At 42.1% G+C, this 13,691-nt stretch carries 5 protein-coding genes and 1 pseudogene; all 6 read right to left on the reverse strand.

The genetic code is table 11. The features are described from left to right. Nucleotides 1–563: 563 nt before the first annotated feature. Nucleotides 564–4,517, reverse strand: coding sequence for a two-component regulator propeller domain-containing protein (locus tag DW173_RS14700; protein WP_008026497.1), 3,954 nt, complete (start codon nt 4,515–4,517; stop codon nt 564–566). Nucleotides 4,518–4,691: 174 nt separating this feature from the next. Next, nucleotides 4,692–7,196: a family 20 glycosylhydrolase gene (locus DW173_RS14705; RefSeq protein ID WP_008026495.1), complete on the reverse strand. Its 2,505-nt coding sequence runs from the start codon at nt 7,194–7,196 to the stop codon at nt 4,692–4,694. A gap of 162 nt (nt 7,197–7,358) precedes the next feature. Then, nucleotides 7,359–8,648 (reverse strand): histidine-type phosphatase, encoded by a 1,290-nt coding sequence (locus DW173_RS14710; protein ID WP_008026494.1) that lies wholly within the window; start codon nt 8,646–8,648, stop codon nt 7,359–7,361. 30 nt (nt 8,649–8,678) lie between these two features. Then, complete coding sequence (locus DW173_RS14715) at nt 8,679–11,522, reverse strand: alpha-galactosidase (protein ID WP_008026492.1); 2,844 nt, start codon at nt 11,520–11,522, stop codon at nt 8,679–8,681. A gap of 29 nt (nt 11,523–11,551) precedes the next feature. Next, nucleotides 11,552–13,402 (reverse strand): glycoside hydrolase family 2 protein, encoded by a 1,851-nt coding sequence (locus tag DW173_RS14720; RefSeq protein WP_008026491.1) that lies wholly within the window; start codon nt 13,400–13,402, stop codon nt 11,552–11,554. Nucleotides 13,403–13,433: 31 nt separating this feature from the next. Then, nucleotides 13,434–13,691 (reverse strand): annotated as a pseudogene (locus DW173_RS23840) (glycoside hydrolase family 3 protein); the annotation flags it as partial.

Below are 13,691 nucleotides of genomic sequence, written 5' to 3' on the forward strand. Positions count from 1 at the left end.
TCGGTCGCAGTTAGTCCCTATAATCCTTCCATTAAATCAAAAACGTGGTCGGAGCGTTTTTTTCAAAGGAATTTTCTCCGACGAAGTCGCGAAGAAAACTTCTTTGAAAAACGTAAGCCGGAACGTGGAGACAAGACGTTTTTGATTTATCTTTATTATAGGGAATAGCTGGCTTTTTAGGAGAGATTATAAGTATAAGATCCGATGTTTAATGGTGGAAAAATTTGAAATAGATAGAATAAAGTATTCACATGTAGTTGGTTATTTTGTCATAGTTTTATGAGGACAGCCTAAAAGAGGGGAGTGTAGGATGTGCCAAACACAGTAGAATAACTTGATTTTATGAAGGTTGTATTTAAACATATATCGGGAACTGAGTTGGTTTTAAAGAAAACTGATTGTTTTAATGGTAATCATATTACTTCCATATTCAAGTTCTGGAGACGTTACATTTGGGTATCGCACGAATTATTTATATACTTTTCTAAATAAATTGGTAGATAGATTCTATTAGGCTATTCAAGGGCACATATTATTGCTTGTTCTATAGAATATTTATGAGATCATATTTTTTTTATTTTTGTGTAATCTTTTGGTAATACACCGAATTTCTGTTTAAAACATTTGGCGAAGTAGGAAGAACTGGTAAAACCTAATTGTAAGTAAACTTCATTTATGCGCATTCCTTCGGATAGATATTGGGCAGCCATGTTCAGACGATAATTCAACACATAAGTATTGGGTGTCATACCAGTGACAGCCTTGACTTTTCTATGAAAATTACTACGGCTCATATTGATTTTTTCTGCCAGATTATTTACAGAATAATCAATGTCGTCCACTTGTTCTGCCAATATCTCATCCAGAATTTTAATAAAGTCCATATCCTTCGAAGAAAATGCATACTTTTCCGGATCGGACATGCTGTCGTTTGTTTTGGGAAAATCACTTAGTAATTGATGGAAAGCCAGTCGTAATGCCATCAGATTCTCAACTTGTTTATGTAGCTGTTTGATTGAGAATGGTTTTTCCATGTATACGTCTGCTCCGTTTTCCAATCCTTCTATCTTGGCAGACAATGCAGTCTTGGCTGTAAGCAGGATGACCGGTATGTGAGAATATTCAATGTTTGATTTTATCTGATGACATAATTCTATGCCGTCCATTTCCGGCATCATGACGTCACTGATAATAATGTCGATGTTCTCTTCCGTCAATAATTCCAAGGCTTTCCGACCATTTTCGGCACATCTTACATGATACCATTGTTGTAAGGAATTACGTGTTATACTCAGTAAATCCGGATTGTCTTCCACTAATAAGAGTGTAGTCTTTTCTTTTTCTGTATTTACTTCCTTGTTTGTTTCCATTTCGCAAATATCTTCTTTATGTGCTGAGTTTCCATTCACAGTATCGGTCATGTCTACTTTTGGAAGAGATAGGATAAAAGATGAACCACCGGAAGGAATGTCTCGTAGTGACAATGTTCCTTTATGGGCTTCAGCTAATATTTTGGAGAAAGCCAGCCCGATACCTGTTCCCTTGCTGGAAGGAGCATCCGGTACTTGATAGAACAATTGGAAGATTTTCTCCTGCTGGTCTTTGGGTACACCACATCCGTCATCGTTTACCTGAATCGTGATTGTATCCTCTGTAGTCTCTAATTTTAATTCTATGTGCGATTGGGCATATTTTATTGCATTGCCTAATAAATTGACTATGACAGTTCTTATTTTGTCAATATCAATGGAAATATATATATCTTCTGTAGGGAGAACGATTGACAGCTCGATATCCTTCAATGCCGCAATATTATGGAATTGCTCATAGATGGAAACAAGTTGGAGATTCAGATGGCAAGGTTTGGGATTTAATTGCACTCCATTACTTTCTATTTTTTGAAAGTCGAGGAGCTGGTTAGTGATATTCAACAGATAATTTACATTCTTATCGATCATCGACACATATTCGTCCTCTCTATTGTTTTCTCGTAACTTCTCCAATGGCAGGCAAATCAGACTAAGGGGTGTACGTATTTCATGTACAAGATTGACGAAAAAGTTGACTTTTAGTTTATAAGTCTCCTTTTCTTTGGCAAGGTTGAATTCTTCCATCCGCCGTTTGTATTTGCGTTTGACATATAGATTCCAGCGATATCCTACATAGATAATGATACCTATCAGGAGTAACGAATAGGCTATGTATGCCCAAGCGCTCCGCCACCATGGTGGTGTGATTATAATCTTCAGCATTGTAGTTTCCCGGTTCCACTCTCCATCGTTATTCGAACCGTTTAGCATAAATGTGTATTCACCGGGAGGTAGATGGTTATAAGATACAGAGTTGGTAGTTGTATTTCGAATCCATGTCGGGTCTATTCCTTTCAGCATATAGTTGTATTGGTTTCTTTGTGACTCTCCGTAACTCAGGGCTGCAAAGTCAAGGGTGAAACTATTCTTTTGGTAGGGCAATCTGATTTCTTTTTTTAGGTAGAGAAGTTCTTCACGGGTGTTTGCCGCTTCCTGAGATGTATTCTCGCCATTGGAATAGGGGAAATGGATGTCAGTCACATATACTTGCGGAACATACGTGTTTTTTATTATTTGTTCGGGGACAAAAGCATTGAAACCATTGCTGCCACCAAAATACAACCTGCCGTCTGATGTTAATAGAGAAGCGCCGGCAATGAATTGATTGCTCAGCAGACCGTCATTGATGGTAAATAAGCGTGCATCGTTTGTTTTCCGGTCGATTTTATACAATCCCTTGTCTGTCGAAATCCAAAAGTTACCATTCCGGTCTTCCTCGATGGAATAGATGGTCACATTTTGTAATTGCGTATTTTCGGGGCAGTTGTTGACAAAACGTTTCTGTTCGGGAGAGAAATAACATAGTCCGTTTCCATTGGTTCCCAGCCACATCACCCCTTTGCTGTCTTCAAACAAAGTAGTGATTGTATTGTCGGGAATTATCGAAGAGTTACTTCTTTGTCCATAGTGTTTCCATTGTCCGTTTGGATAATAGCAGAAAGCTCCTAGGTTGGAAGTGGCAATCCATAGATTTCTGTTGGAATCTTCATATATATCGGTGACGGGAGTCATTGCTCCTACGTATATATTCACAAAGAAATTGTCCTGTTCCTCATTGTAGGTACAAAGTCCCATACTGGTTCCTATGTAAATGTTCCCTTTGTGGTCTTTGCCGATTGACATAACATTGTTGCTTGACAATGTTTTAATCATACGGTCGGAATGGGTGTAATTTTTGCTAACTCCGGTTTTCAGGTCATATTTGAAAAGTCCGTTTTCATGTGTGCCAATCCAAAGTTGCTCACCATCCAAGTGTAAAGCACTGATATTGTATTTTCTTTCAGTATATGGAGATAACACACATTCCGTCATCCTTTGTGTCTGCGGCTGGTAGAGCCATAATCCGTGTTGGGTGCCTATATACACCTCTCCATTCTCTTTTTCGCAAAAAGTGTTGACGCCTTGGGCGATTTTCTGTACCATGGGAATGATATGATGTTCAAACCTTCGTAATTGCCTCGGCATGTAATTCACCCCTCCGTTTGTTGCCAGCCAAAGAGTTCCTTCGGCATCCAGCATCATTGCATTTACTACCGGATTACTCATGGCATATTCGCCTGTAGTTTCTACTTTCTTCCATTCTTTGTTTTGTCTACCGAAGAGGAAAAGTCCCGAATTCGTGCCTATTAATAGTTGCTCGCTGTCATATTCTATCATGCAGAGGATAGAGATGGAGGAAGGAAGCGGATAACTGTTCACCATTTTTTCTTTTTCGGAATAACACTCTAGTGTATTTTCAGTACTGAACCAGATACCTTCAGAGGTACTTAACAGACCATTTACTTTTTTCTTTTCTTCTGCTTCGTCCGTAAGTGTGGAAAGGGTAGATAGAAAATAGCCCATCCGGTCGAATACAAATATTCCTTTGTTGATAGAGGATATATAAATACGTCCATCTACCCCTTGACAGATATCTCTAGCAAATGAATTCTGTAGGATATTTTGCCGTAGAACGCCTGTTTGCGGGTTGTATACAAATATCCCTTGTCCCAAGGTGGTAATCCAAATCAGTCCGTTGTCCGCTTTCCATATTTCGGTTACTTCACAACTGACGAATACATCGTATCGTGTTTTCTTGTCGAAAAAAGAGAAATCATCTGTAGAACGGTGATAGATATATACACCATTATTGGTGCCTATCCATATATCCTGGTTATCTTCCATCAGAGAAGATACAAAGTTATTCCCCAATGAGCGGGAAACTCCTTCCACATGTCGATACACCCGGTTTGTATATCCGTCATAGCAATTCAGACCGTTGCTTGTCCCTGTCCAGATAAAACCGTAAGAATCCTGAAGAATAGACCATACCGTGTTGTGCGATAGGCCATCGGATACTTGGTACTTTTTGAAAGGAAAAGTGACGGAAGCTGACAGAGGTCCTGCAAAAAGAATGATATAAAAGAAAAAAATAAATATGCTTTTCATGATATTTCCAATTCTACATTGTTTCGGATATTCTCTGAAACGAAATCATCATGGAACAAAGATATATATTTTCCGGTAACATGCAATAATGTGGCTTTTAAAAATAAAGGCGGTGACAAGATGCACTTGTCACCTTCCTGCTATTTGTTATCCTTAATCTTGTTTTACCGAAAACTATTGTTCTAACACAGCTGTCATACTTTCTTTGCCCAAATAAAAAAGCTTGGCTTTGACCACTTCTGTCTGGCAATCTATGGGAGTTTCCCATAATGGAGAATCTTCCATTGGTTCCGTTCCGTCCGTAGTATACCGTATCTGTCCTTCACGAATGGAAGTGTTGGCATATAGCTTTCCGTCTTTCAGACACAGCCCCGGATATGGCAAACGGAAGTGAATACCGTTTTGAACCCAGTGGGGCATCTCTTTTCGACTGATTTTCCGATAGAATTGTAACAAATCCTGTTCGTATGCCTGTGCTTCTGTGCTTCCTGATAAGTTTTCCCAAACCGGATGTGCATTCCAGCCACGTTCTGCCAATCCCATTATTTTAGGAAATGTATAATATTCTACTTGTTGATAATTCCGGATGGTTTCTGCAAATAGTTGTGCTTGTACGCCTTTGATTCGTTGTTTTCCCAATGCAGTCAGGGCGGTTTTACCGATTTCCATGGAATCGGGCGACACCGGACGTCCTGCCATTGTAGTGCGTGAGGAACGGTATACCCGATATGGCAGCATGGAGAAAGATTTGGATTCGTCTACATATCCTGCCCAAAAGTGCCCCGGTTCGTCAGTATGCGCATCGTAAGCCAAATCCAGATAGAAGTTGTTCACGTTGCAAAGAATCACCGGATATCCGTTGTTGGCTATTTGATAAGAAATTTCGTCTGTTCCCCATTCGGCAACCGTGCTCCAGCAATAGATACCACCGGATCGTGGAGCAAGAGCGGCATGCGTTTCCGTGCGATGCCCTAACGCTGCTTCCTGCCAACCACCAAATGAAATGCCCTGTTGTTGCAGGCATTCAGATACACGGGTGATGAAATATTCTGCCAAGTCGTGCATCTGTGTCATTCCTTTCTCTTTCATCAGTTGCATGCACAGGGGAGAACCGCTCCAGGCTCCTTCTGCAACTTCGTCGCCACCGACATGAATCGTTGTCAGAGGGACACCTGCTTCGCGATACATTTCCTTTATTTCCCGTACCACCTTTTCTATAAAACGATAGGTGGAAGGCATTGCCACGTTCATAACATTGTCCGTATACCATTGTGCGGAGATATATCGGGAACTGTCCTGCGGGTCGTGTAGCATATATTCGGTAGCCTTTTCCGGATTCAAACCGATGTATTTCTCATACCGTGCTTTCATGGCTGTGATGGCCGCCCGTGCATGTCCTGGTGACTCTATTTCTGGAATCACTTGTACATGTCGTTCGGCAGCATAACGCAACAGATCGATGAATTCGGCACGGCTGTAGAAACCATTTCCCGATGTAGGGGCATTCGGGTCGTATCCGTTTTCATAAGCAGGATACAGGTATTCAGTTTCGTCCGTAGTGTGTCCGCGGCGTGCTCCTACCGAAGTAAGTTCTTCCAGCCCGGGTATCTCCAGACGCCAGCCTTCGTCGTCTGAGAAATGGAAATGAAATGTGTTAAGTTTATAAGATGCGGTGATGTCTATTAACTTTTTTAGATTCTCTGTTGTGGTGAAGCTCCGGACGATATCGAGCATTTGTCCGCGGTACAAGAGGTCGGGATAGTCGTGGACAGAGACTGCTTGCAGTCGCAATGTCTCTCCTTGTCCTTTCAGCATTGCCAGCAGGGTCTGTGTTCCATTGAAGATGCCATGCGATGTTTGGCTTTTCACGATTGCTTGGCGGTTGTTGATATCCAGTTCGTAGTACTCATCGTTTGGCACTTCTTTGTCTTCGGGAAGATATTCTAATAGGATGCTTTCCTTTGCTTCCGTTGTTACTTTTAGTCCGTATATATTTTCCAGTTTCTCTTTCAGCAATTTTCCTTCGCTGGCAAAGTCTTTGTGAAATGACAGGGCAATCTTATTTCCGATAATCATCTCACCTTCGGCAGGTATCGCTTGTTTCACTGTCGGCAAAATGTTGATAGAGTTTAATTTCTGTAAAGGATACTGTTGCAAACGTGCGTTGGTCTCATAAATCCGATGTATGAAGGCGGTTTGTGCTTCAGTTGGAGCCAGAGGTATGATACGTAACTCCACCGGTAGGGGCTGCCCTTTTCCAAATCCTGATTGGCTTACCCAATAAGGACCTTCGGGAGCATGTGAGTTTTTGGGCACTTCACCGTCACACTTGAATGTTACCCGCATCGAATCACCCGGAGCCAACGAAGTAAATTCTGTGCTCGGATATATCTTGTGATAAGTGCCGCTAATCCATTCTACTTTCACCTTCGGTGATGCTTCTTGTTGTATATGGTGGGGGAGTTGTGCATAATAAATCACCCAGTCTTTGCCGACCGGGGCGTCCGAAATATTTTTCAATATAAAGGAGTTTGCATACGTTCTTTCTTCGGGATGGATTTCGCCCATTTCCCAAGTCAGCGATAAAGGAGCATGTACTTCCTTGGTAGGTTTGCATCCGTTTGTCCATATGAGCAAAAGGAGTAAGAATCCTGTTACATAAGTTTTTTGTTTCTTCATATATCTTTGCATGTTTATATACTTCATGTTTGAAAGTTGATTGCAAATAACCGAACTTTTATGAGGAATTCAGGCTAATATTTTGCATAAAAAAGACAAAATCCTGCCAAATTGTGAGGTTGACAGGATAATTGGATTAGACTAGGTACTAATAATTGTGTTTTATTTATCTGTAGGAGTATATCGAGACAATTTTTTACGATAATATTCCGAAACATCATGCCAATGATAGAAAGGAGCACAGTTAGTCTTTATGGGCAATGATATCTCTTTTTCGTTCAACAGTACACGTACTAAGATATCTTTGTTGGCCGATTTACGGTAAAAAATTAGTTGGATATTGGATGCCATTGGAAAGTATTGATAGCACTGCCAATGTTCAGCTAATGTTTCCATATCCTCCGTGACATATCCGCAATCTCCCAGTTCCATTAGTACAGCTAATGGTAACAGGCAACTTTCATGTCCGAAACGCAAGGTGGCACTTGGCTCTTTCTTCACAATACAACTGTCAGCCGTGTCCAATATGTTCCGAAGCAAATTGGTTGCTTTATATGGCATCATTCCTTCTGTCAATGGTGTATTGCCTGCTTCTAGATACCATAATACATTCCAGCAACTCCATAATTCATAGCACTCTTCCGAGGTAAATAAATCATAAAATTCCAATTCTTTTTCATCAACACTCTGCATATTCATCGCAACAAAAAAGAGGTGCTGCATCAGATCATGCGGTCGGATATTAGCCTTTACATAAGTACTGTCCGTAAACAACACCTTCATTAGTCGTTCCGGATGAATATGGCGTTGTTTGAATGCTTTGATCAGCTCCTGTTTCTCCCGATAACGCAAGCCGCCCAAATACCTGTCATCATAATTCATATAATACATATCATGACGACTGGCATCGTTGGATATACGCAATTTCGGATTTAAAGCCTGCAACTGAAGACACTCGGAAGTCATAGAAAGAATACACCGCACAACATCCGTAGAACGCGCATCGATTGCAATGCTTTTGGCAAATATTTCCGGAAAGTTATGGTACATACGCTCAGCTATGCCCCGGTGCTGACGAGCACCCAAGGGAGTAAGTTCTCCCAAACGCCCATCAGAAAGTTGGAGTACACGGGCTATCTTCCGCAGTACATCCTTTCCCACACTACTCAACACTTTTGCCGAGTCTGCCTTTTCCAACGGAGTCAGCGCATAAGTGTAGTCATGTTTGTTGATATGAAAGCGGGAACCATGCCGGACATACGTGCTGATATAAAACGGTTTGTATCCCTTTGGAGCAGAAGAATATGTAGTTTGCTCCGGTGCCGGATAAGCCAAGAAATTGGCTCCCGAAAGTTTTTTATCCTGTTGAATCTCCGTGCGAGGGTCCTGTTGTGCATAACCTGAATGCAACAACACAAACAGCCCACAAAATAGAAGTTTTATCAATTTCATATAATCACAATTTATTGTTATAGTAGACAGTTACTTAAGGGCTCCATATATCATTTCCGCTATCTTTCTCATGCCTTCATCATTTGGATGGGCGATAATGAAATCTTTGGTTACGATATATGGATCTCCTTGCAAATTATAAAGGGTATCTCCGACTTTCGGACGTGAATCATACAGACGGTCTATCCAGTCAATCGGAATAAAAGTGATCCCATACATACGCGCAGCATTGATGATAGCACGTTCTTTCTCATCATCCTTCCAGAAGCAACCAGTAATGACTACTTTCCTTGCTTTTTGCTTACAATATTCCACCAATCGGAGGATACCGGTTTTGAATGCTTCCTTATCTTGTACATTCTCTCCCAAACGGATAACAATCACATCCTTGTCCGTTGCATAAGTGCCAATCAATGAATCAATGCTACAATTCAAGTTACGTTCCCAATAAGCAATATTCAGTGGGGTAACCACTGTGCCGGGACGGTTTTGCGAGAGCATCTTCTCCAATTGATGGCAATAGTCATATTCCTCCTTAGATGCTGCCATTCCCCATTCGGAAAACCATTCAATATCTGCTTTATACTCATGACGAGTGATAGAGTTGCCCAAGCAAAGAACACGCAACGGAAGGTGCTGTGGCGTCTGATTGTCAGAAAACGAAGAAGCAACTTCTTCCAAATAAAGTACACGACTGGAGTATTCGTTTTGTTTCGAGATTTCCACTTTGTGGTTAGCAGGTATTTCCAAGCCGTTGGCATTCAAATAAGTGCCGCTGAAACTTTTACCTTCAAAACTCAAAGGTTCTCTATCAATGCGGTTCAGTTCATGTACCTTATAATATTTATCAGGAGCAAGACCTGCCATCTTTACTCGTAGAAGGTGCTGATTACAAAAGTGTTCTGTTTTCCACCAATAGAATACCGCTTTGTCCTTTTCCGGTGATACATACATCAATGAAGCTGCGCCCAATTTATCGTATGGAGAAAGCAAACGATAAATATCTCCGAATTGCACTACAGGACGTATCATCATATACTCAGCAATGGCATTTTTACAGAAAGCCTTTTCCTCCTCCGTCATACTTTCAGGTTGCATTTCCATCCCCAAACGGCCGCTCATCGCAACATCAATACGAAATTTCAACGGGACAGAACGTGAAGTCTGATGATTGGGGCTTGCACTTATGTGTGCCCCCATTCCAATAGCCGGAAAGAAATAGGATGTACCCCATTGGATATAAATGCGTTGAAGAGCATCTGTATTGTCGCTTGTCCAAAATTCATCGAAATAAGGCAATAGCCCGTAATTTACACGTCCGCCACCACTTGCACAAGCCTGCATCGTCAGTTTCGGATAACGTGCGCGAATGCGCCTGCACACATTCTCAAGCCCTCGGTGATACTCTATATTCAAGTGACTCTGATTATCTTTAGTCAAGTATTGTGACCCCTGATTGACTATTGACGTATTAGCATCCCACTTAATGTAATCAATATCGGGATAGGAAGTCATCAGTTTATCCACTGTCTGAACAATAAAATCCTGTACTTTTGGATTGGAGAGGTCAAGCACAACCTGTGTACCACCACGATCACATATTAATTCCCTTTCCGGAGCTTTAATAACCCAATCGGGATGCTGCTCGTACAATTCACTCTTAGTATTTGTCATTTCCGGTTCTAACCAAATGCCAAACCGTATGCCATGTTTCCGAGCATCATTAAGCAACGATTGCAAACCTCCCGGAAGTTTTGTCCTGTCCACCGTCCAATCCCCCAAGCCATACGAGTCATTCTTACGTGGATATTTATCTCCAAACCACCCGTCATCCATCACAAATAATTCACCACCCATAGATGCTATGTCATTCATCATTTGTTCCATTCTCTGCTCGTTGATATCGAAATAGACACCTTCCCAACTATTCAGAAGTACTTTGCGAAGTGTATTCCCGTTAGCAATTTTATGCAAGCGCGCCCATTTATGAAACTTCCGGCTACATCCGCTCAAGCCTTCATTACTGTAGGTCAGCGCTAATGATGGAGTACGAAACACTTCTGCCTTCTCCAGATTATACCAAGAGTTCTCTTCGTTGATTCCTGCAAAAAAATGATGATAGTCATCTCCCTGCGTATCAATACGCAGCTTATAGTTACCACTATAACAGAGTGCCGCACCAACAATGCGTCCGGCATTTTCCTGTGGCCTACCGTCGATTGAGAACATTACTTCTGCATGTGATGAGTGCGAATTTCGTACTCCATCCGTATTCTTAATCACTTTCATTCCCGGTTGCAACATTTCTTGAGAGAGACGTCCTTCATTTGCCCAAGCACCGGAAAGATGTGACAACCAGACATTACCACGACGGATAGGCAGATAAGCAGAAGCAAACTGATGAAGCTGAACATACTTCTTTTCTTCGTGACGGATTTCCGCCCATGTTTCTATTACATCCGCATCCAGCCATGCCTTATAGCAGACATTAACATAAAAAGGATATACTTTATCTTTCAATTCAATAACCGTCAAAGTTGCATTCTCTTCCTGAAGATGCGTTTCCTTCACGCTTTCCACTACCATTTGCAGTGTCAGATTGCCGTCTGCATGGCAAACGGACAAAGCCGTTTCACCCGGATACTTCATTCCATAGGCAGGATAAGCATCTACTCCGTGTGTCGTTTCGTAAATACCATGGATATCTGTATCCGAAGTACGTGATCCATAATACAAATGTTCCAAACTGCCGCCCTTCGGTGCAGAAAGAAGCAACTGTGTACAAGGGGTGGATATAACAATATTTTGCCCCTGTAGAAATAGTGACAACAAGGCAAAAACGCCAACAAATAGATTTCTTTTATTCATAATCATCACAGATTGCACAAATTTCAGTCTACAATTTATTTCCCTTGTTCCGGAAGTGAATTGTCCAAGCAATGACAAACCTCCCTGTTAACCTTCCGCAATGCATCTGCATCCATTTTCACGATTTTGCGATCGTAGGTCATCAATCCATTGATTTCCGATTCCACATCAGTTGTTTGAGTATATACAGCACCACACAGTCCCAATACAGACAATTCCTTGAGGCGATTGGCATATTTCACATACTGCTCCGTAGCCTCTTCCTTGCCTTTCAAGTCGCCATACCCCCAGTTACGGTCTTCGTTCCACAGATGCCCTTTCAGTGCCATGCCGATGCCACCAAACTCACCGACCACATTCACACGATCAGCATCAAAAAGAAACATGACAGGTTCCGGATAACTATGCAGGTCAAGAATGTCTCCACAAGGGAAATAGTTGCCACCACTGGCTGGATTCACCGGCCGCGTCGGGTCATATTCCTTGGTCCATCCGACTATTTCCACCGGTTTGAATTGCCCCATCGCCTCATTAAACGGTGTCCACACGCCAATGCAAGGATAAGAATAGAGACAATCCATTATCTCTTTCCACTCTTTCCGATAGACAGCTTCCGACTCTGAAGTGCGCAACATTTCCGGTCCATAGTAGAATTGTTTATATTGCCAATCTTGATTCTTGTCACCATTGGGCATGTCTTGCCATACAATTATCCCCAAGCGGTCGCAATGTGCATACCAGCGTACAGGTTCTACTTTCAGATGCTTACGTATCATATTGAATCCAAGCTCTTTGGTCTTTTGAATGTCATAGCGCAAAGCCTCATCTGTCGGTGCGGTATACAATCCATCAGGCCACCATCCTTGGTCAAGCGGACCAAAATGGAAAATATCTTTATTATTCAGTTGCAAGCGCATATATCCTTTCTCATCTCTCCGAGTAGAGAATTTACGCATTGCAGTATAACTTTTCACTTTATCCGATAGCTTTCCATTGACGTAGAACGAAACTTCCAAGTCGTAAAGAGCCGGAGAGTCCGGAGTCCAGAGTTTGCAATCGGCAGGCATCGGTATTTCCACTGAAGCATGATTCAATGCACTGCCGGATGCAATCACCTTGTTGCCATCGAGCACTTTCACCTCTATCCGGTCAGTAACATTATGACTGTTCACAGTGGTTTCCACCGTCAGCTTGCCACCGTCTATGTCAGGAGTCGTCCGAATGTTTTCTATGGCATATTCCGGCACAGGTTCCAGCCATACCGTCTGCCAGATGCCACTCACCGGCGTATACCAGATATGCCCCGGGTTACTCACTTGCTTTCCACGAGGCTGACAACCCTTGTCCGTCGGATCCCATACCCGCACTACAACCTCATTATCACCTTTCTTCAGTGCCTGTGTGATGTCGAATGCAAAAGGAGTGTATCCCCCGCAATGCTCGCCAAGTTTGATGCCGTTTATCCATACAGTGGTTTTCCAGTCTACAGCACCAAAATGCAACAACAACCGTTGTCCTTTCCAGCGAGAAGGTACGGAAAAACGGCGTTGATACCACAACTCATTATTCTCTCCCAATTCCTTTCCTACCCCGGATAGAGCGGACTCTACGGCAAAAGGGACCAAGATATCACCATCATACACTTGTGGCATCGCCTTACCCGATGGAAGAATGGCATATTTCCAAAGCCCGTTCAAATTCATCCACTCCGGCCGTTCCATCAAAGGACGCGGATATTCGGATAATACATTATTTATATCTATCTGCGTTGCCCAGTCGGAAACAATTCTGTTTCCGACCGGTTTCCATTGGGCGTAAGAGTTAGTGCAATACACCAACAAGATTAACACCCCATAAATATATGAGTACTTCGATCTTTCTTTCATTATCTTTTCTATAAGGACCTGTTCTTAAAAACTATTTGTATTTCTTCACCCGTTCATCATCTATCACTCCCTTCCAATTCAACCCATACGCATAATCATAAACATGATTGTCTGCGTCTTGATAACAACGCATATCGCGTGGAGTGTCTTCAGCCTGTTCTTCTACGGTTCTCATATCTGCCGGCATCTGGAAAGGTAACAAAGCGGAAGGCTCCTCTTTCCCTGCCATCATATCCAGAATCGTCTGACGCTGTACGTCGAACAACAAGAACAATGCATCGGCATAAGG

This window comes from Bacteroides sp. AM16-13, assembly GCF_003602705.1.
Lineage (GTDB): Bacteria > Bacteroidota > Bacteroidia > Bacteroidales > Bacteroidaceae > Bacteroides > Bacteroides xylanisolvens.

Excerpts from the sequence above, each read along its gene's own strand:
- DW173_RS14720 (WP_008026491.1), bottom strand. The coding sequence starts at position 13,402 with ATGAAAGAAAGATCGAAGTACTCATATATTTATGGGGTGTTAATCTTG.
- DW173_RS14710 (WP_008026494.1), bottom strand. The coding sequence starts at position 8,648 with ATGAAATTGATAAAACTTCTATTTTGTGGGCTGTTTGTGTTGTTGCAT.
- DW173_RS14700 (WP_008026497.1), bottom strand. The coding sequence starts at position 4,517 with ATGAAAAGCATATTTATTTTTTTCTTTTATATCATTCTTTTTGCAGGA.
- DW173_RS14715 (WP_008026492.1), bottom strand. The coding sequence starts at position 11,522 with ATGATTATGAATAAAAGAAATCTATTTGTTGGCGTTTTTGCCTTGTTG.
- DW173_RS14705 (WP_008026495.1), bottom strand. The coding sequence starts at position 7,196 with ATGAAGAAACAAAAAACTTATGTAACAGGATTCTTACTCCTTTTGCTC.